19 protein-coding genes are annotated in these 25,650 nt (G+C 72.8%); 15 read left to right on the top strand and 4 right to left on the bottom strand.

What is annotated here, in order from left to right:
- Nucleotides 1-5: 5 nt before the first annotated feature.
- The 8 genes from ACWDVG_RS01055 to galE all read left to right on the top strand — a co-directional run bounded on the left by ACWDVG_RS01055 (nt 6) and on the right by galE (nt 11,255).
- Nucleotides 6-1,067 (top strand): hypothetical protein, encoded by a 1,062-nt coding sequence (locus ACWDVG_RS01055; protein ID WP_451694888.1) that lies wholly within the window; start codon nt 6-8, stop codon nt 1,065-1,067.
- Between the two features lie 124 nt (nt 1,068-1,191).
- Entirely contained in the window at nt 1,192-1,983 is a 792-nt protein-coding gene (locus tag ACWDVG_RS01050; RefSeq protein WP_451694886.1) for a TIGR03936 family radical SAM-associated protein, read from the top strand.
- 235 nt (nt 1,984-2,218) lie between these two features.
- On the top strand, nt 2,219-6,070 hold the full coding sequence (locus ACWDVG_RS01045) for an Rne/Rng family ribonuclease (protein ID WP_451694884.1): 3,852 nt from the start codon (nt 2,219-2,221) through the stop codon (nt 6,068-6,070).
- A gap of 240 nt (nt 6,071-6,310) precedes the next feature.
- Nucleotides 6,311-6,631, top strand: coding sequence for a 50S ribosomal protein L21 (rplU, locus tag ACWDVG_RS01040; RefSeq protein ID WP_338676644.1), 321 nt, complete (start codon nt 6,311-6,313; stop codon nt 6,629-6,631).
- A gap of 14 nt (nt 6,632-6,645) precedes the next feature.
- Nucleotides 6,646-6,900 carry a 50S ribosomal protein L27 gene (gene rpmA / locus ACWDVG_RS01035; RefSeq protein ID WP_010041940.1) on the top strand — a complete coding sequence of 85 codons (255 nt, stop codon included), beginning with the start codon at nt 6,646-6,648 and terminating at the stop codon, nt 6,898-6,900.
- 111 nt (nt 6,901-7,011) lie between these two features.
- Complete coding sequence (gene obgE / locus ACWDVG_RS01030; RefSeq protein ID WP_451694883.1) at nt 7,012-8,451, top strand: GTPase ObgE; 1,440 nt, start codon at nt 7,012-7,014, stop codon at nt 8,449-8,451.
- Nucleotides 8,452-8,593: 142 nt separating this feature from the next.
- Nucleotides 8,594-10,249, top strand: a complete 1,656-nt coding sequence (locus ACWDVG_RS01025) for a glycosyltransferase family 2 protein (protein ID WP_451694880.1) — start codon at nt 8,594-8,596, stop codon at nt 10,247-10,249.
- A 16-nt stretch (nt 10,250-10,265) separates the two neighbouring features.
- On the top strand, nt 10,266-11,255 hold the full coding sequence (gene galE, locus ACWDVG_RS01020) for a UDP-glucose 4-epimerase GalE (protein WP_451694878.1): 990 nt from the start codon (nt 10,266-10,268) through the stop codon (nt 11,253-11,255).
- A 106-nt stretch (nt 11,256-11,361) separates the two neighbouring features.
- On the opposite strand, the gene ACWDVG_RS01015 is transcribed toward galE, so the two are convergent.
- From ACWDVG_RS01015 to ACWDVG_RS01005, 3 genes are all read right to left on the bottom strand, one after another.
- Complete coding sequence (locus tag ACWDVG_RS01015; RefSeq protein ID WP_451695102.1) at nt 11,362-12,468, bottom strand: glycosyltransferase; 1,107 nt, start codon at nt 12,466-12,468, stop codon at nt 11,362-11,364.
- Nucleotides 12,469-12,530: 62 nt separating this feature from the next.
- The gene (locus ACWDVG_RS01010; RefSeq protein WP_451694876.1) at nt 12,531-15,401 is read right to left on the bottom strand and encodes a bifunctional glycosyltransferase/CDP-glycerol:glycerophosphate glycerophosphotransferase; all 2,871 of its coding nucleotides are present in this window, start codon (nt 15,399-15,401) and stop codon (nt 12,531-12,533) included.
- Between the two features lie 427 nt (nt 15,402-15,828).
- On the bottom strand, nt 15,829-17,499 hold the full coding sequence (locus tag ACWDVG_RS01005) for a DUF6056 family protein (RefSeq protein WP_451694875.1): 1,671 nt from the start codon (nt 17,497-17,499) through the stop codon (nt 15,829-15,831).
- A gap of 241 nt (nt 17,500-17,740) precedes the next feature.
- Here ACWDVG_RS01005 and ACWDVG_RS01000 point away from each other — a divergent pair, with 241 nt between their 5' ends.
- The 7 genes from ACWDVG_RS01000 to ACWDVG_RS00970 all read left to right on the top strand — a co-directional run bounded on the left by ACWDVG_RS01000 (nt 17,741) and on the right by ACWDVG_RS00970 (nt 24,443).
- A complete protein-coding gene (locus tag ACWDVG_RS01000; RefSeq protein WP_451694874.1) occupies nt 17,741-18,736 on the top strand; it encodes a glycosyltransferase family 2 protein in 996 nt (331 codons plus the stop codon).
- Nucleotides 18,736-19,206, top strand: a complete 471-nt coding sequence (locus ACWDVG_RS00995; protein ID WP_451694872.1) for a GtrA family protein — start codon at nt 18,736-18,738, stop codon at nt 19,204-19,206. The genes ACWDVG_RS01000 and ACWDVG_RS00995 overlap by 1 nt, the downstream gene beginning before the upstream one ends.
- Nucleotides 19,207-19,282: 76 nt before the next feature.
- Nucleotides 19,283-20,422 (top strand): glutamate 5-kinase, encoded by a 1,140-nt coding sequence (gene proB, locus ACWDVG_RS00990; protein ID WP_451695100.1) that lies wholly within the window; start codon nt 19,283-19,285, stop codon nt 20,420-20,422.
- A gap of 173 nt (nt 20,423-20,595) precedes the next feature.
- On the top strand, nt 20,596-21,114 hold the full coding sequence (locus tag ACWDVG_RS00985; RefSeq protein WP_451694871.1) for a hypothetical protein: 519 nt from the start codon (nt 20,596-20,598) through the stop codon (nt 21,112-21,114).
- Between the two features lie 166 nt (nt 21,115-21,280).
- Nucleotides 21,281-22,564 carry a glutamate-5-semialdehyde dehydrogenase gene (locus ACWDVG_RS00980; protein ID WP_451694869.1) on the top strand — a complete coding sequence of 428 codons (1,284 nt, stop codon included), beginning with the start codon at nt 21,281-21,283 and terminating at the stop codon, nt 22,562-22,564.
- Between the two features lie 77 nt (nt 22,565-22,641).
- A complete protein-coding gene (locus tag ACWDVG_RS00975; protein ID WP_451694867.1) occupies nt 22,642-23,289 on the top strand; it encodes an SCO2584 family spore wall biosynthesis protein in 648 nt (215 codons plus the stop codon).
- Nucleotides 23,290-23,360: 71 nt separating this feature from the next.
- Complete coding sequence (locus ACWDVG_RS00970; RefSeq protein ID WP_451694865.1) at nt 23,361-24,443, top strand: SCO2583 family membrane protein; 1,083 nt, start codon at nt 23,361-23,363, stop codon at nt 24,441-24,443.
- Here ACWDVG_RS00970 and ACWDVG_RS00965 read toward each other — a convergent pair.
- Nucleotides 24,428-25,555 (bottom strand): M48 family metallopeptidase, encoded by a 1,128-nt coding sequence (locus ACWDVG_RS00965; RefSeq protein WP_451694862.1) that lies wholly within the window; start codon nt 25,553-25,555, stop codon nt 24,428-24,430. The genes ACWDVG_RS00970 and ACWDVG_RS00965 overlap by 16 nt on opposite strands.
- Nucleotides 25,556-25,650: the final 95 nt, after the last annotated feature.

Genomic DNA, 25,650 nt, shown 5'->3' with positions numbered 1-25,650 from the left:
CCGGCATGAGCATCGAGAAGCCGCCGCCGCCCCGCCCCGCGCCCGAGGGCTGTCTGACGGCCTTCGTCCGGGTCCCGGTCCGGATCGTGGTGATCGTGCTCGTCGTCCCCGTCCGCCTGGCGTGGGACGCCCTCGCCACCGCCGCCCGCGTGCTCGACCGGACGGTCCTGCGCCCCGTGGGCCGCGCGCTCGCCGTCGCGGGGGAGTGGCTGGCCAGGGCCCTGTTCGTGTGGCCGTGGGTAGGACTGTGGCGGTACGTGCTCGTCCCGCTCGGACGGTACGGGATCGCGGCCCCCGCCCGCCTGCTCCACCACTGGGTCCTCACCCCGCTCGCCACCGCCTTCGTCCTCCTCGTCGAGCACCTGCTCCTCGTCCCGCTCGCCGCGCTCTTCCGGTACGTGCTCGTCCCGCTGTTCCGGTACGGGGTGGTGGCCCCGGCGCGCTGGCTGGACCGGTACGTGCTGGTCCCGTCGGGCCGTGGCCTGCGCCGGTTCTTCCGGGAGCTCGGGCGGGTGCTCGCGGTGGCGGGGGAGTGGCTGGTGAAGGGGCTGTTCGTGTGGCCCTGGGCGGGGCTGTGGCGGTACGTGCTCGTGCCGCTCGGACGGTACGGGCTCGTGCGGCCGGTCGGGTGGCTCTGGCGGCACGTCCTCGCGCCGCTCGGCCGGGAGCTCCACGACGCGCTCGTCATCGGCTGGCGGGTCGCCGGTTTCGTCTCCCGGGCCGTCGGCCGCGCCCTCAAGTGGCTCGCGGTGCACCTGATCGGACGCCCCGTCGGCTGGTTCCACCGGCACGTCACCCGGCCCGCAGGGCACTGGGTGCGCGACACCGTCTGGGCCCCGGCGCGCCGCGCCTCCGTCGAGGCCGGACGGGCCGCCCGGGAGGCGCTCGCGGCCGCCCGCGCGACCGCCCGCCAGGCCCGCGAGGACGCCTGGCGTGCCCTGGTCGGCGGAACCCGCGTGGCCGGTCCCGGGGAACCGGAGGTGGCCCGGGCGCGTACTCTGGGTAGTACAACGAACGTCACCGGCGCGGCGCCCGCCCCCGAGATCTCCCCGCAGACGCGGGGGTGATCCGGGCGGGACCCCCGGAGACCGTCCCGAGCTTCCGGGCGGAGCGCCCCCCGCGCCCGCCCCGCACCGAGGAGAAGAACCACTGGGCAAGCGACAGCCCGAAGGCCCGCCGCCCGCACCGGCGGTGCAGCGCATCCGACTGCGCTACACCAAGCGCGGCCGCCTCCGGTTCACCAGCCACCGTGACTTCCAGCGCGCCTTCGAGCGCGCCCTGCGCCGCGCCGACGTACCCATGGCGTACTCGGCCGGCTTCACCCCGCACCCCAAGGTGTCGTACGCCAACGCCGCCCCCACGGGTACGGGCTCCGAGGCCGAGTACCTGGAGATCGCCCTCACCGAGGCGCGTGACCCGGAGACCCTGAGGGTCCTGCTCGACGAGTCCCTCCCGGACGGCCTCGACATCACCGACGCCGTCGAGGCCCGGACCTCCGGCCTCGCCGACCGGCTCACCGCCTCCGTGTGGGAGCTGCGGCTCGACGGCGTCACCGTCGAGGACGCCGAGAAGGCCGTCGCGGCCTTCAACGCGGCCGAGACCGTGGAGGTGCAGCGGAAGACCAAGAACGGCATCCGCACCTTCGACGCCCGCTCCGCCGTCGCCGAACTCGTCGCAGCGCGTCCACAGGCCGATCCCGAGGGTGATAGGCCGCTGGACAATGCCTGTGCGATACTGCGGCTGGTTGTTCGGCACGTGACACCTGCCGTGCGACCCGACGACGTCCTGTCCGGTCTCCGAGCTGTGGCCGACCTGGCGCCGCCGGTCCCCGCAGCGGTGACCAGGCTGGCGCAGGGGCTCTTCGACGAGGAGTCCGGCACGGTGACCGACCCGCTCGCGCCCGACCGCGAGGCAGTCACGGCCGCTTCACCCACGGCCGCCGCGACCGCCTCAGCGACGGCGCCGGGTGCGGGTACCGCGTAGGGAGCAGTCGTCGTAGCGCAGCCCTCGTACTCGGGAGCCACCTGGGTCGGGCAGCGCACTGACCAGGAGACTTTCGCCAGGCCGCACGCATCGGGCGTGCGGAACCGGCGAGCCAGACATACAGCTCCCGTGCGGCGCCCGCGCCCCGGACGGCGGCACCGCGCCACTGGCGCGATCGTGCAGCCGGACCGGACCAAGGCGCGGCGCCCGGGAGCGTGACGGGAGAACCGCCCGCATGCTCGAAGAGAACAACGACAACAACGCCCCCGGTGACAAGCTGCCGCCGCGCCGCAGGCGCCGCGCCGCTTCCCGCCCCGCAGGCCCGCCGGTGACCGGCGGGGCCGCCGAGGCCACCGACACCCCCGTCCCCGCGGCCGCACCGGCTGTCGAGGCCGTTCCCGCCGTGGAGGAGGCCGCCGAGGCCCCCGCGCCGCGTACCCGTCGCCGTGCGACGCGCAAGGCGACGGCTCCGGTGACGTCGACCGCTCCGGTGGAGGAGCCGGTCGCCGAGGCCGTGGAGGCCGCTCCCGTCGTGGAGGCCGTTCCCGCCGTGGAGGAGGCCGCCGAGGCTCCCGCGCCGCGTACCCGCCGTCGTGCGACGCGCAAGGCGACGGCTCCGGTGACGTCGACCGCTCCGGTGGAGGAGCCGGTCGCCGAGGCCGCTCCGGTGACGGAGGATGCTCCCGAGGCCGCCGAGGCTCCCGCGCCGCGTACCCGTCGCCGTGCGACCCGCAAGGCGACGGCTCCGGTGACGTCGACCGCTCCGGTGGACGAGCCGGTCGTGGACGCCGCTCCGGCCGTCGAGGCCGCTCCGGTGACGGAGGATGCTCCCGAGGCCGCCGAGGCTCCCGCGCCGCGCACCCGCCGTCGCGCGACCCGCAAGGCGACCGCTCCGGTGACGTCCACCGCCCCCGCCGAGACCGCCGCCACCGGTGAGTCCCTGCCGCAGGACACCGTCGCGCAGATCGCCGCCGACGAGGACCAGGTCACCGCCGCCGAGACCGCAGCCACCCGTGGCCGCGGCCGCCGCCGCGCCACCTCCCCGCAGTTCACCGCCGAGCCGGGCGGGGCCGAGGAGACCTCCCGCCCCCGCCGCGCCGCGCGCCCCGCCGTCGCCGTCTTCCAGGCGCCGGTCTTCACCGAGCCCATGTTCCAGACCCCGGAGACCGCGGCCGCCATCGCCGCAGCCGAGGCCGCGGAGCAGGACGCGGAGGAGCTCGACGAGGAGGTCGAGGCCGAGGAGGCCGAGGCCGTCGTCGAGACGCCCGTCGAGGCTCCCGCCGAGACCGGCTCCCGCCGTCGTCGCCGTCGCCGCGGCGAGCCCGTCGCCGTCGAGCCCGTCCCGGCCACCGTCGCCGACGAGCCCGAGGTCGAGACCGTCGCCGACGAGGCCGAGGAGGCGGAGGCCGAGGTCGAGGCCGACGAGAACGACGAGTACGAGGACCGCCCGTCCCGCCGTCGCCGCCGCGGGGGCCGCCGCCGTCGCCGCGGCGAGCTCGCCGAGGCCGAGGAGGCCGAGGAGGGCGACGAGCTCCACGCCGAGGAGGCCGAGGAGGCCGAGGACGGCGAGGAGCACGACGACGCAGAGGCGTTCGGGGGCGGCTCCAGCAGCTCGCGCCGGCGCCGGCGCCGGCGCCGCCGCAGCGGTGACGCCTCCGTGGAGACGGAGGGCGCCGACGACGACGGAGTCCGTACGGTCGTCAAGGTCCGCGAGCCGCGCCCGGCCCGCGAGAAGGCCGAGCCGTCCGACGAGGTCCAGTCCATCAAGGGCTCGACCCGCCTGGAGGCCAAGAAGCAGCGCCGTCGCGAGGGCCGCGAGCAGGGCCGCCGCCGCGTGCCGATCATCACCGAGGCCGAGTTCCTCGCCCGCCGCGAGGCCGTCGAGCGCGTGATGGTCGTCCGCCAGAACGGCGAGCGCACCCAGATCGGCGTCCTGGAAGACAACGTGCTCGTCGAGCACTACGTCAACAAGGAGCAGGCCACCTCGTACGTCGGCAACGTCTACCTGGGCAAGGTCCAGAACGTGCTGCCGTCGATGGAGGCCGCCTTCGTCGACATCGGCAAGGGCCGCAACGCCGTCCTGTACGCCGGTGAGGTCAACTTCGAGGCGCTCGGCATGGCCAACGGGCCGCGCCGCATCGAGACCGCCCTCAAGTCCGGCCAGTCCGTCCTCGTCCAGGTGACGAAGGACCCGATCGGCCACAAGGGCGCCCGCCTCACCAGCCAGGTCTCCCTGCCGGGCCGCTACCTCGTGTACGTCCCCGAGGGCTCGATGACCGGCATCAGCCGCAAGCTCCCGGACACCGAGCGCGCCCGCCTGAAGACCATCCTCAAGAAGATCGTCCCCGAGGACGCCGGCGTCATCGTGCGCACCGCCGCCGAGGGCGCGAGCGAGGACGAGCTGCGCCGCGACGTCGAGCGACTGCAGGCGCAGTGGGAGGACATCCAGAAGAAGGCGAAGAGCGGCAACGCCCCGACGCTGCTCTACGGCGAGCCGGACATGACCGTCCGGGTCGTCCGCGACATCTTCAACGAGGACTTCTCCAAGGTCATCGTCAGCGGCGACGACGCGTGGGAGACCATCCACGGGTACGTCGGCCACGTCGCGCCCGACCTGGTCGACCGGCTGTCGAAGTGGACCAGCGAGGTCGACGTCTTCGCCACGTACCGGATCGACGAGCAGCTCATGAAGGCGCTCGACCGCAAGGTCTGGCTGCCCTCCGGCGGCTCGCTGGTGATCGACAAGACCGAGGCGATGATCGTCGTCGACGTCAACACCGGCAAGTTCACCGGCCAGGGCGGCAACCTCGAGGAGACCGTCACCAGGAACAACCTGGAGGCGGCCGAGGAGATCGTGCGCCAGCTGCGGCTGCGCGACCTCGGCGGCATCGTCGTCATCGACTTCATCGACATGGTCCTGGAGTCCAACCGCGACCTGGTGCTGCGCCGCCTCCTGGAGTGCCTGGGCCGGGACCGGACCAAGCACCAGGTGGCCGAGGTCACCTCGCTCGGCCTGGTGCAGATGACCCGCAAGCGGGTCGGCCAGGGCCTCCTGGAGTCCTTCTCCGAGACCTGCGTCCACTGCAACGGCCGCGGCGTCATCGTGCACATGGAGCAGCCCACCACCTCCGGTGGCGGTGGCGGCGGCAAGCGCTCGAAGAAGCGCGGCCGCGGCGGCGCCGAGCACGTCCACGAGCACGCCGAGCACCACGAGGCCGTGGAGGCCGTGGAGTCCGACGCCGCTGCGGAGGCCGAGGACCAGGTCGAGACCGAGGCCGAGGTCGCGGCCGAGCTGGCCGCCCCGGTGGCCCTGCCCGAGCCGATCGCCCCGGACGAGGAGCTGTACGGCTCCGTCGCCGAGGCCGAGGCGGCCGCCACGCGCGGCCGCGGCCGTCGCCGTGCCACCCGCCGGGTGACCGCGCCGGTCGCCTCGACCCCGGTCGCCCCGGCGCCGGTCGTCGAGACCCCGGCCGAGGCCGTCGCCGTCGAGCCGGAGCGGGAGCCGGAGCCGGTGTCCGCGCCGGCCCCGGTCGTCGAGCAGCCGGTCGTCGAGGAGGCAGCCGCGCCCGCGCCCCGCGGTCGTCGCCGGGCCACCCGTCGGGTGACCTCGCCGGTCGCGTCGACCCCTGCGGTGGAGGCCGAGACGGTCACCCCCGCGCCGGCCCCGGTCGTCGAGACCGAGACCCCGGCCGAGGCAGCCGTCGTCGAGCCGGAGCCGGTCGCCGCCGCCGAGCCCGCCGTCGAGGAGGCCCCCGTGGCCGTCGCGCCCCGGGCACGCCGCCGGGTGGTCCGCAAGGCCACCGCGCCGGCCGGTTCGCCCTCGGGCGCCGAGGAGGCCGCCGTCGTCGTGGTCGCCACGGCGGCCCCGGTCGAGACGGCCGAGGTGACCGGGGCGGTCGAGCCGGAGGCCGTCGAGGAGGCCGAGGCCGCCCCGGCCCCGGCCAAGAAGACGGCCCGCAAGGCGCCGGCGAAGAAGGCCACGGCCAAGAAGGCCGCCACCAAGAAGACGGCGGCGAAGAAGACCACCGCCAAGAAGACGACCGCCAAGAAGGCGGCGGAGAAGACCACGGCTCCGGCCCAGGACTGATCCGGTGGTGCGGGCCGCCCCCTCGTGGGGCGGCCCGCACCCGCCCGGGCGAATTTGACCCTCTGCGGCAGCCGCCCGTAACCTAGACCGTCGGCGTGTCGGATGACGCGCCGCGCCTCTGAGCACCTCCCTCCCGCCTGGCGGGAGAGGCCGCTCGTCCGAATCCGGACCGTCGCGGGCCCTCGGCCCGTGCGGGCGGCTGGCGTCAGAGGTTCCATTGCGAGTGAGAGAGAGATCCGCGTGTACGCCATCGTGCGCAGCGGTGGTCGCCAGCACAAGGTTGCTGTCGGCGACATCGTTGAGGTTGACAAGATTTCCACTGCCAAGGTTGGCGACACGGTCGAGCTCTCGACCCTGCTCGTTGTCGACGGCGAGGCCGTGACCAGCGACCCGTGGGTCCTGGCCGGCATCAAGGTCACGGCCGAGGTCGTGGACCACCACAAGGGCGCCAAGATCGACATCCTGCGCTACAAGAACAAGACCGGCTACCGCCGTCGCCAGGGTCACCGTCAGCAGTACACGGCGATCAAGGTCACCGCGATCCCGACGGCCGCGAAGTAAAGAGGGACTGAGCAATGGCACACAAGAAGGGCGCATCGTCCACCCGGAACGGTCGCGACTCCAACGCCCAGCGGCTCGGCGTGAAGCGCTTCGGCGGTCAGGTCGTCAACGCGGGTGAGATCCTGGTCCGCCAGCGTGGCACCCACTTCCACCCGGGCGCGGGCGTCGGCCGTGGCGGCGACGACACGCTGTTCGCCCTGCAGGCCGGTTCGGTGCAGTTCGGCACCCACCGTGGCCGCAAGGTCGTGAACATCGTTCCGGTCGCCTGATCGGATCTTTGCGGAGGCGGACCTCACTTCCCGTAAGGGAAGAGGGTCCGCCTTTCGCGTGTTACTAGATAGACATTTCTGTACGTACGGCACTTCTGGAGGCACAGAACCATGACCACCTTCGTGGACCGCGTCGAGCTGCATGTCGCCGCGGGTAACGGAGGCCACGGCTGCGCCTCCGTCCATCGCGAGAAGTTCAAGCCGCTCGGCGGCCCCGACGGCGGCAACGGCGGCCGTGGCGGCGACGTGATCCTGGTCGTCGACCAGTCCGTCACCACGCTGCTCGAGTACCACCACTCGCCGCACCGCAAGGCCACCAACGGCAAGCCCGGCGAGGGCGGCAACCGCGCGGGCAAGGACGGCCAGGACCTGGTCCTGACCGTGCCCGACGGCACCGTCGTCCTCGACAAGCAGGGCAACGTCCTCGCGGACCTCGTCGGCCACGGCACGACGTACGTCGCGGCGCAGGGCGGCCGGGGCGGCCTCGGCAACGCGGCGCTCTCCTCGGCGCGCCGCAAGGCCCCCGGCTTCGCGCTGCTCGGTGAGCCCGGTGACCTCCAGGACGTCGTCCTGGAGCTGAAGACCGTCGCCGACGTGGCGCTCGTCGGCTACCCGAGCGCCGGCAAGTCCTCGCTCATCTCCGTGCTCTCCGCCGCGAAGCCGAAGATCGCCGACTACCCCTTCACCACCCTCGTCCCCAACCTGGGCGTCGTCACCGCCGGTTCGACCGTCTATACGATCGCCGACGTGCCGGGCCTGATCCCGGGCGCGAGCCAGGGCCGGGGCCTGGGCCTGGAGTTCCTCCGCCACGTGGAGCGCTGCTCCGTCCTCGTCCACGTCCTGGACACGGCGACGCTGGAGTCCGAGCGCGACCCGGTCTCCGACCTCGACGTCATCGAGGAGGAGCTGAAGCAGTACGGCGGCCTGGAGGACCGGCCCCGGATCGTCGTCCTCAACAAGATCGACATCCCGGACGGCCAGGACCTCGCGGACATGATCCGCCCGGACCTGGAGGAGCGCGGCTACCAGGTGTTCGAGGTCTCCGCCGTGGCCCGTACGGGTCTGAAGGAGCTGTCCTTCGCCCTCGCCGGCATCGTCGCCGAGGCCCGCGCGGCCAAGCCGAAGGAGGAGGCGACCCGGATCGTCATCCGCCCGAAGGCCGTCGACGACGCGGGCTTCACCGTCACGTACGACGAGCAGGAGGACGTGTACCGCGTGCGCGGCGAGAAGCCGGAGCGCTGGGTCCGCCAGACCGACTTCAACAACGACGAGGCCGTGGGCTACCTGGCCGACCGCCTCAACCGCCTCGGCGTCGAGGACGAACTGATGAAGGCGGGCGCCCGCGCGGGCGACGGCGTCGCCATCGGCAGCGAGGAGAACGCGGTCGTCTTCGACTGGGAGCCCTCGATGACCGCCGGCGCCGAAATGCTCGGCCGCCGCGGCGAGGACCACCGCATGGAGGCCCCGCGGCCGGCGGCGCAGCGTCGCCGCGACCGTCAGGCGGAGCGTGACGAGTCGGACCGGGAGTTCAACGAGTTCGATCCGTTCTAGGCGGGTCCGGCCGCGCGCCGGGCCTCGTCCTCCGGTCGGCGGACGGAGTCCGGCGCAGCCGGATCCCGGCCGCGCGCCGGGCCGGACCGAGCCCCCCGTCGCCCCCCACGGGGGTGGTGGGGGGCTCCCGTAGGATCCTGGTGTGAGTAGCGCTTTCCCGTCCCGGACCGCGGACAAGTTGAGTGTCGTCGTCATCGCCTACAACGACGAGGCGCTCGTCGGCCAGGCGATCAGGTCCGCGCTCGACCAGGGGCCCGTCGTGGCCGAGGTCGTGGTGGTCGACGACTGTTCTGGGGACGGGACCGTGCGCGTGCTCGACGAGCTGGCCGCGCGGCACCCCAAGGTGCGGGTCCTGCGCCGCGCCGAGAACAGCGGGGGCTGCGGCACCCCCCGCAACGACGGCATCCGGGCCGCCACCGCCCCGTACGTCATGTTCCTCGACAGCGACGACGTCCTCCCGGCCGGCGCCGCCGAGGCGCTCGTCGCCGCCGCCGAGCGGCACCGCACCCCCGTCGCCGTCGGCGTCTGCGTCCGGCGGGAGCTCCCCGAGGGCCGGGACGTGCGCTGGCAGCCGGCCCTCTACCGCGAGCCCGCCGTCCTGGAGACCGTGGACGAGCTGCGGCCGCTGCTCCACGACACCCTCTGCGTCAACAAGGTCTACGCCCGCGCGTTCCTCGACGAGCACGGCATCCGCTTCCCCGACGGCCGCTTCGTCTACGAGGACTTCCTCTTCACCGCCCGCGTGTACGCCGCCGCGCCCCGCGTCGCGGTGATCCCCGACACCGTGTACGTCTGGCACGTGCGGCGGGCCGCCGCACGGCTGTCGATCTCCCTGGACCGCGACGGCGTCGCCAACTGGCGCTCCCGCGTCGACGCCCACCGCGCCGCCGTGGAGACCTTCGCCGAGGCCGGCCGGCCCGAGCTGGCCGCTGCCTGCCGCACCAAGTTCCTCGAACACGACCTGCGCATGTACGCGCGGGACCTGCGGCAGCGGGACGCCGCCCACCGCGCCGACTGGTGGGCGCTCACCCGGGACCACCTGGCCGGTTTCGAGGAGGCGGAGATCGCCGCCGCCGTCACCCCGGCCCGCTGGGCCGCCCGGTTCCTGCGCGCCGCGAAGGAGCCGCGCGACCTGGCCCGGCTCTCCCGGCTGACCGCGAACCCGGCCCGGCTCCTGCCCCCCTACGCGGGCACCCCGGCCGCCGCCGTCTGGGCCGAGGACCTGCCGGAGGCCGAGCTCGACGGCATGGACCGCCTGCCCCTGGACGAGCTGCCGCTGATCGTGGACGGTTCCCTGCGCGCGACCGGGAGCGGCGAGCTGACCTTCACCGTCCGGGACCTGTACGGGCGCCTGGCCGAGGCCCTGCCCCGTACCGCCGAACTGGCCTTCACCCCCCGCGGCGCCGCCGAACCCGCCCGCACCGAACGGACCGCACTCGCCCCCGCAGACGGCGCGCAGGGCGCGCAGGGCCCCGAGGGCGGCTGGACCGGCCGGGTCCCGTTCCCGCTCACCGCGCTCGCCAGGACCGCCCGCAGGAGTGGTCGTCGGGGCACCCAGCTGTGGGACGTCGGGATCACCGTGACGTGCGCGAACGGCGAGTCCTTCACCACCGCGCTGCGGCTCCCGGACGGTTCGCAGCGGCGCTCGGTCCTCCCGAGCAGCCGGTACGGTGTACTCCTGGTGCAGCAGTACGTCACGGCCAACGGCTCGCTGGCGGTACGGATCGCACCGGGAGCCCGGGACGGTCTCCGGGCGGTCAGGGCCCGGCTCCGTCGGCTCTCCCGCAGTTCTCAGTGAAAGGGTTTGGGGCGCTATGACTTTTCTGATCACCGGAGGCGCCGGGTACATCGGCTCGCACGTGGTCCGCGCCATGACGCAGGCGGGCGAGCGGGTCGTCGTCCTCGACGACCTGTCCACGGGCTACGAGTCGCGGGTGCCGGAGGGCGTGCCGCTGGTGGTCGGTTCGACGCTCGACCGTGAGGTCCTGGACAAGACGATCGCCGAGCACGGCGTGACCGGTGTCGTCCACCTCGCCGCGAAGAAGCAGGTCGGCGAGTCCGTCGAGCTGCCGCTGCACTACTACCGCGAGAACATCATCGGTCTCACGGTCCTCCTGGAGGCCGTCGCCGCCGCCGGTGTGCGCAACTTCCTCTTCTCCTCCTCGGCCGCCGTCTACGGCATGCCGGACGTCGACCTCGTCACCGAGGAGACCCCGTGCGCGCCGCTGAGCCCGTACGGCGAGACCAAGCTCGCCGGTGAGTGGCTGGTCCGCGCCGCCGGCCACGCCCACGGCATCTCCACCGCCTGCCTGCGCTACTTCAACGTGGCCGGCGCGGCGACCCCCGAACTCGCCGACACCGGCGTCTTCAACCTGGTCCCGATGGTCTTCGAGCGCCTCGACGCCGGCGAGTCCCCGCGCGTCTTCGGCGACGACTACGACACGCCGGACGGCACCTGCATCCGCGACTACATCCACGTCGAGGACCTGGCCGACGCCCACCTCGTGGCGGCGCGCAAGCTCGCGGAGTGGGCCCAGGCGGGCGAGCCGCGCGACCTGACCGTCAACATCGGCCGCGGCGAGGGCGTCTCCGTCACCGAGATGGTCGCGCTGATCAACGAGATCACCGGTCACACCACCGAGCCGCTCGTCACCCCGCGCCGCGCCGGTGACCCCGCGCGGGTCGTCGCCTCCGCCGACCGCATCGCCGCCGAGCTGGGCTGGAAGGCCCGCCACGACGTCCGCGACATGATCAGCTCGGCCTGGGAGGGCTGGGTCGCGCGCCGCGGGGCCGCCATCGTCTGACCCTCGAACGGAAACGAAGGGGAAGGGCCGGGGAGTCGACACTCCCCGGCCCTTCCCCTTCGCGGTCTTCGCCGTCTTCGCGCTCTCTCGGATCCTCGCGGTAGCGTCAGCGCTCCAGGAAGGCGAACAGCGCCTCCCAGCGGTCCGTGATCTCGTCGGCCGAGTACCGCTTCACGTTCTCGAACGCCGCGTCACCCATCCGGTCGCGCAGCTCCTTGTCGGAGATCAGCGCGCTGATGTGGCCGCCCAGCTCCATCGCGTTGCCGAGCCGCGCGAGCAGCCCGTCCTCGCCGTCCCGGATGATCTCCCGCACGCCCGGCGCGCAGTCGAACGCGGCACACGGCACGCCCGCCGCCATCGCCTCCAGGAGGGTGATGGGGAAGCCCTCGGCGCGGGACGCCTGCGCGAAGACCGAGGCGCCGGACAGGGCCCCGAGCACGTCGTTGGTGCGGCCCATCCACTCCACGGACCCGTCGAGGCCCAGCTCGGTGGTGCGCAGCCGCAGCGCCTCCTCCTCGTCACCGGCACCGTAGATCCGCAGCTTCCAGTCGGGGTGACGGGAGGCGATCTCGGCCCAGCTGTCGAGCAGCATGTCGACGCCCTTCTCGTGCGAGAGGCGTCCGATGGAGACGACGACCTTCTCGCTGCGCGGCGCCGGGGCGTCGGGCATGAACGGCAGCGCGTTCGGCATGTGGCCGACGTTGTCCATGCCGGCGCGGATCCACTGGTCCGCGTCGCCCGGAGTGAGGACGAGGAGCCGGTCGACGTCCTTGTAGTAGCGCTTCACGCGGGCGAGCCGGGAGGACGCGGCGCTGGCCGCGTACGACTCGTGGCTCATGCCGATCACCACGTGGCCCTTGGTGTCGGCGAGGGAGACCCACTCCATCGCCCACACCTGCGTCACGATCACGATCGCGCCGGGCCGGGCGGCGGCGAAGAGCGCCGTCATCCGGTCGGCGCGCTCCCGCATGCCCGCGGCGCGGGCGGCGTGGCGCCGCCGCTCCGCCGCGTTGAGCTTGCCCTTGAGCCCGCGCAGCGGCTTCACCTGCGGCGGGTGCGCGTCGTACAGCGTGGTGGTGGCGTACGGCAGCGGGTCCGGGAACTCGTGCTGCCGCCCCGCGGGGGCGGGCGTGATGCCGATGACGTGGACCTTGTGGCCGCGGTCGGTGAACGCGCGGGCCATCTGGTGCGTCCAGGTGGTCACACCGCCCATCTCGTCCACGCTGTTGGAGACGATGAAGATGTCGCGGCCGCCGGACACGGTGGTCTGGTTGGTCACTTCCCGCTCCTGGTGAAGAACTTGGCGACGATCTGACGGGCCGCGTCGCCCCGGTCGTACTCGCTGAACTCTGCGTTGAACCGCTGGCGGGCCGCCGCGTACTTGGTGTCGGCCTCGTCCTTGAAGTTGGCGATCACTCCGAAGAGCTCCTCCTCCGTGGCCACGACCGGGCCCGGCGCGCGCTCCTTCAGGTCGAAGTAGGTGCCGCGGTTCTCCTTGGCGTACTCGTCGTAGTCGTACGTGAAGAAGATCATCGGGCGGTCGAGCAGCCCGTAGTCGAACATCACGGACGAGTAGTCGGTGATCAGCCCGTCCGCGAGCGCGAGGATCGGGGTGATGTCGTGGTGCTTGGAGACGTCGACGACCCGTCCGCGCACCGACGGCGGCAGCGTCACGCTGTTCAGGTAGTGGGTCCTGATCAGCAGCGTGTGGGTGTCGCCGAAGCGCTCGGCGAACTCCTCGATGTCGAAGGGCGGCTCGAAGGCGCGCACCTTGCCGCCGGGCGCGGCCCGGAAGGTCGGCGCGTACAGCAGCACCTTCTTCTCCGGGTCGATGCCCAGCTCGGCCGCGAGCGGGCCACGCTCGCGGGTGCCGGTCTCGGCCTCCTTGCGGCGTGCCTCGGCCAGTTCGTCGTTGCGCGGGTAGCCGACGGGCAGCAGCACCTCGTCGCGCAGGCGGAAGCCCTTCGCGAGGGTGCGCCGGTCGTGCTCGCCGCGGATCAGGAAGTGGTCGAAGCGGTCCAGGGCCTGCTGGAAGGAGGCCTGGGCGGCGAGGCCGCGCGCCTTGGTGTTGGGCTCGTCGAAGCCCATCCGCTTGAGGGCCGTGCCGTGCCAGGTCTGGATGTACGTGGTGCCGGGGCGCTTGGTGAGGCGCAGCGGGAAGCCCTGGTTGTCGATCCAGAACTCGGCCTGGGCGAGCGCCCGCAGGTACTGCCAGCTCCAGCGCTTCACCAGGGTGGCGTCCTCGGGGAAGCCGATCGGCTTCGCGCCCGCGTAGGACCACACGGCCTCGAAGTCGACGCCCTGACGGCGCATCTCCTCGTAGATCGCCTTGGGGCTGTCGCTGTACTGCTTGCCGAGGTGGCTCTCGAAGACCACGAGCCCCTTGCGGATCGGCAGCTTGCTGTAGAACTCGTGGTAGACGCGCAGCTTGGTCTCGCCCGACTGCAGGTCCTTCTTCGCCTTGAGGAGGCGGCGCAGGCTCGTCTTCGCCAGCTGGGCGGTGCGGCCGTGCATGGCGCCCTCGATCACCGAGCTGGCGTGGACGGCGGCCTTGCCCTCCGCCGAGAGCACGTAGGACAGGTTGCCCTTCTTCGTGATCTCGGGGACGAAGCGGTCGGAGACCAGCGTCGTGAGGCGCGGGCGGACCTTCAGGGAGCGGGCGTTGTCGAGGGAGGTGCCGCCGACGGAGACGCGGGTGCGGAGCCGTTCGCCGTCGACCGTGAGGATGAGGCGGACGTCCCAGACGGCGTCGATGATGCCGAGCGGGCGGACGGTGCGGGCGACGTCGGCGGTGCCCTCCCACTCGATCCACTCGCCGGCGTGCCGGACCTGGGTCACGGGGATGTGCGCGGTCTTCCCGCCGACGCTGCGGCGGGCGGAGAACTCCAGGACGGCGCTGATCTCGGCGTCCGGGCTGATCCGGCCCAGCGGGTTGACCACGCGGCCGGCGAGCTTCACGACGCCGTCGGTGCTCTCGTACGAGGTCAGCTTGTTGCCGAGGGCGAGCGCCGTGAGCGGACGGGTGTGGAAGCCGCGCTCGGTGACGTCCAGGATCTGGCGTCCCTGCTCGGTGTCCAGGTGCCGGTCGCACCAGTAGATCTTCTCGTCCACCTCGGCGAGCGGGGAGGTGAGGCGGCCCGGGTTGGTGAGCGCCTCGGTGGCCCGCAGCAGGTTCTCCCAGTCCTCCTTGCTCAGGAGGTAGGCGCAGATGGCGTGCAGCGGCTGCACTTCCTCGTACGCCTGCGGGTCGATCTCGGCGAGGTAGCCGTTGGCCAGCTCGGCGAACTCGCGCCGGTAGTCCTCGTCGAGCAGCGCCAGGTCGCGGAAGTGGAGGACCAGGTCGTGCTTGAGGAACTTGATGTCCTTGCGGTACTTGAGCTCGTCGTAGCCCTTGCTCTCCAGCAGGGCGTCCACACGACGGTGGATCTCCATGCGGTGCACGAAGTTGGCGATCTCGTGGCGCCGGTTGCTGATCGACTTCGCGGCGGCGCTCTCCTGCACGTTCCAGTAGTAGACCGTGTTCGGGATCAGCGTGATCCGGCGCGCGGCGACGTACGCCTGGGCCGAGAAGAGCAGGTCCTCGTAGTGGATGCCGACCGGGAACTCGAGCCCCGACTCCAGGAGGAACTCGCGCCGGTAGCACTTGTTCGTCGACAGGGTGTCGAAGGTCAGGAGGTCCGACAGCTCGGTGATCGACTCGATCGTGCGGGTCGTCGAGTAGAGCCAGGGGTACCAGGCGGTCTTCTTCTGGTAGCGGCTGTCCAGGTGCACGCGGACGCAGAGGCCGGAGACGATGTCGGAGCCGGTGCTCTCGGCGGCTTCCAGCATGTTGCGGCAGGCGTTGCGCTCGAGCACGTCGTCGCTGTCGAGGAACATGACGTAGTCGCCGGCGCACTGCTGGATGCCGTGGTTGCGGGGCGCGCCGCAGCCACCGCTGTTCTGCGGCAGCTGGAAGGCCCTGACCCGGTCCGGGTGTGCGGCGGCGAGCGCCTGGGCGACCTCGAAGGTGCTGTCCTTGCTGCAGTCGTCGACGATCACCACTTCGACGCCGTGCAGGGTCTGATCCAGTACCGACTGAACGGCCGTCGGGAGACGCTCTGCGTCGTTGTAGGCGATGACGACCACGGAGACGTCAGGCACTTGCACCTCGATCCACTTGTCTTTCCTCCAGACACACCCAAGCTACCTGGTGTTCTCCACCGGGTTCGCCGCGCCTTCCGGCGGTGCGGCACGTGCCGTGTCCCGATCGTGATGGAACGAGCGGGGCTCGCGGGGGCAACCATCCTCACGCGCCGGGAGTCGCCCGTACGGGCGCTGCCGGTTCGGCGGCGCCCGCGCGGGGGCACATGTGCCGAGAACCTACCCCAAACCCCTGCACGCCCGGCCCGCCGACGTGAGGGGGAACACACCCTTCGGCGGGGTTCCGGGGGTACGAGGCCGGGGGGCGGCGCCGAGGCGGTGGCGGTGGGGTGGCGGTGGCCGGATGCCGGTGGTCCCGCCGACGGCCCGGAGCCGGGGGGCTGGGTCGAGGGCAGGGCCGGGGCGGGGCCGTGGGCTCGGTGGCCCGGTGGCGTCAGGGGCGGCGGACGCGGTCCACTCCGTAGTACCGGGCCGCGCACTGGGCCGCCCAGTCCTTCGCGTACACCCCGGTGAAGAAGGGTTCTGCGAGGTGCCCGATGTAGAGGGGGCGGTACGCCACCTCCGTGGCCCCGCGCGCCACCTCCGCGCGGATCCGGGCGTCCTGCGCGTCCCAGGCGATGCTGCGGGCCACCGTCTGCGTGGTCGTCGTCCGCGCGGCGGGCACCAGGGCCGTCCCGCTCGCCAGGGCCAGCCCGCCCGCGACCGCGCTCGCGACGACGATCGCGGGGGGCCGCGCGGCGAGGGCGCGGCCGAGGACGAGGCCGAGCCAGGCGCCGTAGCCGCAGAGCGCCAGCAGGAACGGGACGAGGAAGCTGGTCCAGGTGCGGGCGTACGTCCAGCCGCTCGCGCCGTACCCGCTGTGCAGCCCGTACGCGGCGGCGAGACTTGCCAGCGCGATCAGTGGCACCGGCAGCGCCACGAGCAGGAGGAAAAGCCACCGCGGGGGCGTCGCGGTCGTGGGCGTCGCGGTCGTGGGCGCCGGTGCCGGGCGCGTCCTCCTGGGCGTGGACGTCCTGGCCGTCGTGGTCGTCGCCGCCGTGAGGCCGAGGCCGAGGCCGAGCAGGACGCCGACGGCGAGGGCGCCGGCGTACGCCCACTGGCCGAGGATCGTCTCCCAGATGCGCAGCCAGTCCTGGACCGTCGCCCGGAGCGCGTCCGCGGACAAGGGCTCCCTCGGCTGCACGGAGCGGCGCCAGCGCGCGCCGGGGGAGGTCCAGAGCAGGACGAGGCCGACGAGCAGGCCGAGGCACCAGGCGGTGCACCAGGTCGTCGCGTACCGGTCGCGGGTCCAGCCGAGCCGGGGCAGGCAGAGCACGGCCAGCACCGCGCCGGTGAGGCCGGCCGTCGCGACGAACGGCTCGCTGAGCATGCCGGCCGCGGCGCCGAGCGCCACGGCGGCGCCGACGGCGGCGGCCCGCGCCCAGCGGCGGCGGCTGCGCGCGGCCCGCACGGCGCAGAGCACCGCCCAGACGCCGAGGAGGCTCGGCACCGTGTGGGAGAGGGTGGCGGGGGCCCAGAGGAGTGCCTGGTAGGGGCGGGTCCCCGCGAAGAACAGGAGCGCTTCGAGCAGGGCCACGGCCGCGACCGTCGTCACCACGGGGGCCGTCAGGCGCAGCGCGCGCAGCGCCTCGCGGGCGAGGAGGAACAGCCCGGCGCCGAGGCTCACGACGAGGAACGCGGGCAGCAGCTTCGGGCCCGTCATGCCGTCGGTGTAGACGAGGCCGGTCAGGAAGGCGTTGGTGACGCGGCCGTTCTGGGTCCGGTAGAAGTCCGCGGTGATGCCGAGGAGCCCCAGGTCCCGGGTCTTCCAGAGGGCGCACCAGTCGTCGGAGGTCGGGCGGACGTAGAGCCCGAGGAAGGCGCCGACCGCGAGGAGCGCCCCGGCGCCCGCGGCGACGAGGAGGGCCAGGCCTGCGGCGACGCGGTGGACCGCCCCGGAGCGGGACGCGGCCCGTCTCCTCCTGTTCCCGTCCGTCTCCTTCCCCGTTCCCTTCTCGCTCTCCGCGTCCGGCTCCGATTCCGGCTCTGTGCCCGGCTCCGCGTCCGGCTCCGATTCCGGCTCGGAGTCCGCGTCCGAGTCCGTCTCCTGGGTCGTGCTGCTCACCGGTCGTCGCTCCAAGTGGCTGAGATCGCCTCTATGGGTGAAAAATGGTTCAAAATGTCCCGTATATCAATATCTTCCGCGCATGCTTTGCTGCGTGGACGACATGCCGACCGCGAGCGGTCACTCGTGCGACGCACGCCGGTCACCCCCGCGCCGTACCGTGGCCGCGCTGCTCGACGGAGAGTTCGGTGGCGGTCCCTCAGGACGTACTCTCGCTCGGCCCTCTGGAGTGACCGTTCACATGACCAGGCTTTCCGTCGTCGTCCCCTGCTACAACGAGGAGGACGTCATCGAGCGGTTCGACACCCGCATGCGCGACGTCCTCGACGGACTCCCGGTCGGCTACGAGATCTGTTACGTCGACGACGGCAGCTCCGACGGAACCCTCGGCAAACTGCGCGCGATCGCCGCCCGGCACCCGCACCGCACCCAGTACGCCTCCTTCAGCCGCAACTTCGGCAAGGAGGCCGCCATGCTCGCCGGCCTGCGCAAGGCCAGCGGCGACGCCGTGGTCATCATGGACGCCGACCTCCAGCACCCGCCCGAACTGCTCGCGCGCATGCTCGACCTCCACCACCAGGGCTACGACCAGGTGATGGCGCGGCGCACCCGCGAGGGCGACAAGAAGCTCCGGTCGGCGCTCAGCCGCGTGTACTACCGTGCCGTCAACCGCTGGGTCGACGTCGAACTCACCGACGGCGTGGGGGACTTCAGGCTGCTCTCCCGGCCCGCCGTCGACGCGCTCCTCTCCCTGCCGGAGTACAACCGCTTCTCCAAGGGCCTCTTCTCCTGGATCGGCTTCGACACCGTCACCTTCGACTACCGCAACGCCGCGCGCGAGGGCGGCGAGACGAAGTGGAAGTTCGGCTCCCTGCTCAACTACGGCATGGACGGGCTGATCTCCTTCAACAACCGGCCCCTGCGCATCGCGCTCTGGCTCGGCCTGATGCTCAGCGGACTCGCCGCCCTGTACGCGGTCTGGATCACCGTGGCCGCCCTCTTCCAGGGCGTCACCGCGCCCGGTTACGTCACCCTGGTCGCGATCGTGGTCGGACTCGGCGGCGTACAGATGGTGATGCTGGGGCTGATCGGCGAGTACATCGGCCGCATCTACTACGAGACGAAGCGCCGGCCGCACTTCCTGGTGAAGGAGACCCACCGCTCCTTCGGCCGCGGCGCCGCCGAACAGGCCGCGGCCGAACGCATCCGCGTCGCCGCCAACGAACGGGACCGCTGATGGGCTCCACCGGGCGGCGGGCACGGCTCGCCGAGATAGTCCGCTTCGCGCTCGTCGGAGGCGTCAACACCGGCACGTTCTTCGGGTGCTACCTGCTCCTCCACCCCTGGATGCCGTACTTCGCCGCGTACACCCTCGCCTTCCTCCTCAGCATGGTCGGTTCCTTCTTCCTCAACACCTACTTCACCTACCGCACCCGCCCGACCTGGAAGAAGTTCGCGCTCTTCCCACTCACCAACGTCACCAACTACCTCGTGCAGAGCGTCGGTCTGTACGCCCTCGTCACCTGGGCCGGAACGGACGACAGGATCGCGCCACTCGTCGCCGCCGTCGTCGCCATCCCCTTCACCTACCTGATCTCCCAGCGCATCCTGGTGCCCCGCCGGTCCGAGGACGAGCCCGGCGACGAGCCCGGGGCGTCCGGTCCAGGGAACGGAACGGACGAGCGGGAGCCCTCGCGGCTCGCGTAGATTGCGTCGCAGCCGCGGCGGGCGACGCGCGCCGCGGGGAACAGGCCGAGTGAGGACGACGCAGGTGGCGACGGAGATGACGACGGTGCAGACGGATCCGGCGAGGCAGTACGTGACGGAGGCCCGCAGGATCGTCGTCAAGGTCGGCTCCTCCTCGCTCACCACCGCCTCCGGGGGCCTCGACGCCGACCGCGTCGACGCCCTCGTCGACGTCCTCGCCAAGGTCCGCAGCGGCGGCGAGAAGGAGATCGTCCTCGTCTCGTCCGGCGCCATCGCCGCAGGCCTCGCCCCCCTCGGCCTCACCCGCCGCCCCAAGGACCTCGCGCGCCAGCAGGCCGCCGCCAGCGTCGGCCAGGGGCTCCTCGTCGCCCGCTACACCGCCTCCTTCGCCCGCTACGGCGTCCGCGTCGGCCAGGTCCTGCTCACCACGGACGACACCAGCCGCCGCGCCCACTACCGCAACGCCTACCGGACCCTCGACCAGCTCCTCGCCATGGGCGCGCTGCCCGTCGTCAACGAGAACGACACCGTCGCCACCGACGAGATCCGCTTCGGCGACAACGACCGGCTCGCCGCCCTCGTCGCCCACCTCGTCCGCGCCGACCTGCTCGTCCTGCTCTCCGACGTCGACGGGCTGTACGACGGTGACCCGTCCAAGCCCGGCACGTCGCGCATCGCCGAGGTCCGCGGCCCGCAGGACATCGCGCACGTCGAGATCGGCTCCGCGGGGAAGGCGGGCGTCGGCACCGGCGGCATGGTCACCAAGGTCGAGGCGGCCCGGATCGCCGCCGCCGCCGGCGTCCCCGTCGTCCTCACCTCCGCGAGCCGCGCCGCCGACGCCCTCGCGGGCCGCGACACCGGCACGTACTTCCACCGCACCGGCCGCCGCTCCGCCGACCGGCTCCTCTGGCTCGCCCACGCCTCCACCCCGCAGGGCTCCCTCACCCTCGACGACGGAGCCGTACGGGCCGTCGTCGACGGCAAGAAGTCGCTGCTCGCCGCCGGGATCGCGGCCGTCGAGGGCGACTTCGTGGCCGGCGACCCCGTCGAACTGCGCGACACCACGGGGCGGCCCGTCGCCCGCGGGATCGTCAACTTCGACGCCAAGGAGCTCCCCCGGATGCTCGGCCGCTCCACGCACGAGCTCGCCAAGGCCCTCGGCCCCGAGTACGAGCGGGAGGTCGTCCACCGCGACGACCTCGTCGTCATCGGCTGAAAGACGCCGCGGAAGCCCTTGCGAAACCCCCGCCGAAACGGCTGAAACTCCTGCCATCCGGAAGGGACGTTCACCAAAACCGCCCCACGTACCGCCTCGGACTGGTCAACTTTGTCTCGGGGGTAAGAGCAAGGCGGGGTACAGCACCACACGCATCACACAGGAGGCCGCCGGTGAGACGAGCGCGCCCAGGGGCACTGCCCCGCGGGACTGCCGAACGCGCCCTGACCAGTGTCGAGGCCGGAGCCGACTTCGACGAGGCACGGGACAGGGCCACGGACGGGAAGACGGACCGGAAGACGGACCGGAAGAGCGACACACCCGAGGCACGCGCCGCCGAGAAGCGGCCCGTGTCGAAGCTCTGGCACATCACCCTCAGCGTCTCGGGCGTGGAGTCACCGCTGAAGGAGGTGCGGCGCGGACTCGAACAGCTGGCACACGACCACCCCTTCCTGCTGACCAGCCGCTACGCCAACGACCACGCCGAGATCCGCTACTGGGAGGAGGCCCGCGACCTGCACGACGCCGCGGCCGTCGCCCTGCGGCTGTGGGGCGAGCACCGGCAGACCGCGAAGCTGCCGCCCTGGGAGATCGTCGGCCTCGAGGTCATCGACCGCGAGACCTACCACCAGCGGATCGCGGAGGGCTACGGCCCACCGCCGGCCGCCCCGGTCGGCGTGCACCCCTACTGACTCGGCCCGCCGCCCCCGGGGCCGTCGTCCGGGCCCTCGGGGACGCCCCGGGCCGCCGCGCGCCGCTCGGGGGGCGTCCCGGAGGTGTCCGGGGAGTGTCCGCGGACGCGTCTCGGAGTGCGGGATACGTGAGGGATGTCCGCAGGGCTGCCAGTACCCTGCGGACATGACCTCGCTCACGCCCCTCGACAACCTCTCCCCGGTCACCCGGGCCGCCTACCGGGCCCGTGGCGCCGCCGCCCAGATCGCGCCACTCCCGCGCGCCACCAAGGACGACGCCCTCCTGGCGATCGCGGACGCCCTCGAAGTGCGGACCGCGGAGATCGTCGAGGCCAACGCCGAGGACATCGCCAAGGCCCGCGAGGCGGGCACCAGCGAGGCCATCATCGACCGCCTCACCCTCACCCCGGAGCGCGTCCGGGCCATCGCCGCCGACGTCCGGGACGTGGCCGCGCTGCCCGACCCCGTCGGCGAGGTCGTCCGCGGCTCGACCCTCCCCAACGGCATCGACCTCCGCCAGGTCCGCGTCCCGCTCGGCGTGGTCGGCATCATCTACGAGGCCCGGCCCAACGTCACCGTCGACGCCGCCGCCCTCTGCCTCAAGTCCGGCAACGCGGTCCTGCTGCGCGGCTCCTCCTCGGCGTACGCCTCCAACACCGCCCTCGTGAAGGTGCTCCGCGACGCCATCGGCGGCGCCGGACTCCCGGCCGACGCCATCCAGCTCGTCCCCGGCGAGTCCCGCGACTCCGTGCGCGAGCTCATGCGCGCCCGCGGCCTCGTCGACGTCCTCATCCCGCGCGGCGGCGCCTCCCTCATCCGCACGGTCGTCGAGGAGTCCACCGTCCCCGTCATCGAGACCGGGACCGGCAACTGCCACGTCTACGTCGACGCCCAGGCCGACCTCGACACGGCCGTCGACATCCTGATCAACTCCAAGGCGCAGCGGGTCAGCGTCTGCAACGCCGCCGAGACCCTCCTCGTCCACGAGGACATCGCCGAGGCGTTCCTTCCCCGCGCACTGGCCGCCCTCGCCGAGGCCGGGGTCACCGTCCACGCCGACGAGCGGGTCCTCGCCCACGCCGAGGGCTCCAAGGCCACCGTCGTCCCGGCCACGACCGAGGACTGGGAGACCGAGTACCTCTCGTACGACATCGCCGCCGCCGTCGTCGACTCCCTCGACAAGGCCGTCGAGCACATCCGCACGTGGTCCTCCGGCCACACCGAGGCCATCGTCACCACCTCGCAGGCCGCGGCCCGCCGCTTCACCCAGCTGGTCGACTCGACCACCGTCGCCGTGAACGCGTCCACCCGGTTCACGGACGGCGGACAGTTCGGCTTCGGCGCGGAGATCGGCATCTCCACCCAGAAGCTCCACGCCCGCGGCCCCATGGGCCTTCCGGAGCTCACCTCGACCAAGTACATCGTCACCGGTGACGGTCACATCCGGTAATCGCCTCCTTATCGGTTGGGCGGGGAGGGTTCGCACTCTCCCTGCCCAAAACCCCCTCCCGGGTCTACTCTGAATCCGTGCCGGACGACGTGGGGGGCACGCCGTTCCCGGACGGCGCAGACCCCGAGGACTCTGTCGACCGCGGAGGCGCAGACGAGGACTACGCCGCCGTGGTCTTCGACGAGGACTTCGTGCGGGCCGCCCCCGTCCACGAACCGACCGCCGTCGAGCGTCTCCTCGCCGCGGCCCAGGCCCGCGCCGAGGCGGAATCCGCCCGCGCCCGCGCCGGCGGCGGCTCCGTCGACGACGACCCTTACGAGGACGGCTACGACCCCGCGGGCCTCACCTACGAGCCCGACGACATCGGCGACGACGACAGCCCCTACGGCCGCCACGGAGGCGCCCTGCGCCCCTACCGGGGCCGCGCCCGCTGGCACCGGCCCGTCGCCTGGATCCTCGCCCTCCTCATGGGCATCGGCATGGTCGCCCTCGCCTTCGCCGCCGTCTACCGCGGCGCCGCCGCGAACCGTCAGGACCAGGTCCCGCCGCCCGCCACCACCGGCGTCGACAAGCCGACCCCGAACCCGGCGCCGCCCGCCGCCGACGGCCCGTCCGTACGGGTCCCCGTCGGCCACGAGCCGCCGCCGTCGACGGCCACCGCGACCCCGTCCGCGGCCCCCGCACCGGCGCCCCCGCCCGCGACCGCCCTGCCCGGCACACCCTGACGGCCGAATTCTTCGGAACTTGTCGTGTACCTGGGCGTTTACGGCGCCCCCCGCCGACCTACCCTGAAGGTATGGCAGGGCGTGGCGACCCGCCTGAGGGGACCCCCGAGGGGCTCCCCGGCGGTGAGGACGAGTACCGATCCGTCGTCTTCGACGAGTCGTTCGTCCGCGCTGCCCGGCTCCAGGAGTTCTCCGCCCAGGAACGGATGGGCGAGTACGCCCAGGCCGTCCGCAGCCGCTCCCCCCGGGAGTCCGGCCGCACCGGCTCCCGCCAGGCGGCCCTGCTGGTCCTGCTGATCCTCCTCGCCTTCGGCACCGCCATCTACCTGGGCGTGCGCAACCCGTACCAGCCCCCCGTCGACCAGCGGGCCGAGCCGCTGCGCACCACCGTGATCCCCCTCGCCCCGCGCACCGCCGTCCCGGGCGGCCCGCCGGACCGGCTCTTCGCCCGCAGCCCCGCCGCCGAGTACCGCTCGGGAGCCGCCGGCATCACCCTGCCCGTCGCCGCCCGCACGATGCACTTCTCGGAGAGCCAGGTCGTCGCCGCCCTCGGCATCGCCAAGGACTACCTCGTGGCCTCCTCCCTGGAGCCCGAGGTCCTCGCCGGGACGACCGTCCGGCCCGCGCGCCTGCTGATCGACCCCGACCAGCAGGCCCAGTTCGACCGGGCCGTCGAGACACCCGCCGACGACGGCCGCCACGCCCTCGCGGGCTGGCTCGTCCGCTTCGACCCCCGGCAGGTCGTCCTCGCCGACCCCGCCGCCCGGGTGCGGGGCACCCTGCGCTTCGAGGAGACGTCCGTCGAAACCCTGGACGTCGTGGCGGACCACACCTTCACGTACGCCCTGCGTCCCGTGAACGGCGGGACGGCCCCGCCGTCCGAGGCGTCCCTCTTCACCGTCCACCGCCAGGTCCACTTCCGCTTCGACCGCGAGGACCTGCGGATGCACCGGGCCGAGCTGCTGACCAGCACCGTCGAGGCGGGCCCGCAGGCGTGCGGCGCGGACGCCACCGGCTCCCTGAAGCCGCTCCTCGCGGGCGCGCGGGCCGAGGAGGGGGGCGGGCCGGCGATCACCGACCCGTACGCCACGCAGCGGCCCGCCGCCCCGTCCCTGTGCGGGGCGCTCGCGCCGGGCGCTCAGCCCTCTCTCTGACCGTCCCCGTCCCGCTCGCCGCCGTTCTCCGCGGCCCGGTCGCCGCCGGCCGGCTTGCCGCTCTGGCCACTCTGGCCGCTCTGGCCGCCGAACCGGTTCCTGAGCCGACCGCCGAGGTCGCCCGCCAGGTCGCCCGCGCCGCCCGCGATGTCCCCGACCAGCTTGATCAGCGGGTCCTTGCTGGTACGCACCGTCTCGGCGTAGTGCCCCGCCGACTCCCGGAAGGAGTCGGTGACCGAGGTGTCCTTGTCCTCCGAGCGCTTCGGGTAGTGCCCGTCCATGATCCGCTGGAAGTCACGGCTCTCGGACCACTTCCGCAGCTCCGCCGCCCGCACGGCGGTGAAGGGGTGCGAGCGCGGCAGCACGTTGAGGATCTTCAGGACCGAGTCCCGCAGGTCCCCCGCCTTCTCGTACTCGTCCGCCTGGGCGAGGAACGCGTCCACGTTCATCTCGTGCAGGTGGTTGCCGCCGGCGATCTTCATCAGACCCCGCATCGAGGCCTGCACGTCCTGCCCGACCAGCAGGCCCGCCCGGTCCGCGGAGAGCTCCGACTTGCGGAACCACTCCCGCAGCGCCGTCACGATCGCCATGACCGCGACGTTCCCCAGCGGGAGCCAGGCGATCCTGAGCGCCAGGTTGGTGAGGAACAGCAGGACCGTGCGGTAGACGGCGTGCCCCGAGAGGGCGTGGCCGACCTCGTGGCCGACGACCGCGCGCATCTCCTCCTCGTCGAGGAGCTCCACCAGACCGGTGGTGAGGACGATGATCGGCTCGTCCAGGCCGATGCACATCGCGTTGGGCTTCGGGTCCTGCGTCACGTACATCGCCGGGACCTTCTCCAGGTCCAGGACGTAACAGGCGTCCCGCAGCATGTCGTTGAGGTGGCTGAACTGCGCGTCGCTCACCCGGACGGAGTCCGAGAGGTAGAGGAGCCGCAGGCTGCGCTCGGGCAGCAGCCCGCTGAGCGCCTTGAAGGCCGTGTCGAAGCCGCTGAGCTTCCGCAGAGCCACCAGCGCCGAGCGGTCGGCCGGGTGCTCGTAGGCCCGCGAGGAGATGCCGGGGAACCGCTTGCGCTGCCTGCTCGGCACGTTTCCCTCGTGGTTCTCGGTCATGGATGCCCCCTGTTCGTACGAGTCGGTGCTCGTCCCCCTGACTGGACCCACCCTAGGCGCTGGCGCCACCGCGTGCCGGAGCCTGTGGACAACCC

This window comes from Streptomyces sp. NPDC003327, assembly GCF_053589515.1.
The sequence above is the reverse complement of the archived record's forward strand: the minus strand, read 5'-3'. Positions and strand labels throughout refer to the sequence as shown.

What these genes read in the sequence shown, in the direction of transcription:
- ACWDVG_RS00970 (WP_451694865.1), top strand. Translation starts at nt 23,361, where the DNA reads ATGGCAGGGCGTGGCGACCCGCCTGAGGGGACCCCCGAGGGGCTCCCC.
- rpmA (WP_010041940.1), top strand. Translation starts at nt 6,646, where the DNA reads ATGGCACACAAGAAGGGCGCATCGTCCACCCGGAACGGTCGCGACTCC.
- proB (WP_451695100.1), top strand. Translation starts at nt 19,283, where the DNA reads ATGACGACGGTGCAGACGGATCCGGCGAGGCAGTACGTGACGGAGGCC.
- ACWDVG_RS01055 (WP_451694888.1), top strand. Translation starts at nt 6, where the DNA reads ATGAGCATCGAGAAGCCGCCGCCGCCCCGCCCCGCGCCCGAGGGCTGT.
- ACWDVG_RS01015 (WP_451695102.1), bottom strand. Translation starts at nt 12,468, where the DNA reads ATGGGCGGTGTGACCACCTGGACGCACCAGATGGCCCGCGCGTTCACC.
- obgE (WP_451694883.1), top strand. Translation starts at nt 7,012, where the DNA reads ATGACCACCTTCGTGGACCGCGTCGAGCTGCATGTCGCCGCGGGTAAC.
- ACWDVG_RS00980 (WP_451694869.1), top strand. Translation starts at nt 21,281, where the DNA reads ATGACCTCGCTCACGCCCCTCGACAACCTCTCCCCGGTCACCCGGGCC.
- ACWDVG_RS01045 (WP_451694884.1), top strand. Translation starts at nt 2,219, where the DNA reads ATGCTCGAAGAGAACAACGACAACAACGCCCCCGGTGACAAGCTGCCG.
- galE (WP_451694878.1), top strand. Translation starts at nt 10,266, where the DNA reads ATGACTTTTCTGATCACCGGAGGCGCCGGGTACATCGGCTCGCACGTG.
- ACWDVG_RS00995 (WP_451694872.1), top strand. Translation starts at nt 18,736, where the DNA reads ATGGGCTCCACCGGGCGGCGGGCACGGCTCGCCGAGATAGTCCGCTTC.
- ACWDVG_RS01000 (WP_451694874.1), top strand. Translation starts at nt 17,741, where the DNA reads ATGACCAGGCTTTCCGTCGTCGTCCCCTGCTACAACGAGGAGGACGTC.
- ACWDVG_RS00965 (WP_451694862.1), bottom strand. Translation starts at nt 25,555, where the DNA reads ATGACCGAGAACCACGAGGGAAACGTGCCGAGCAGGCAGCGCAAGCGG.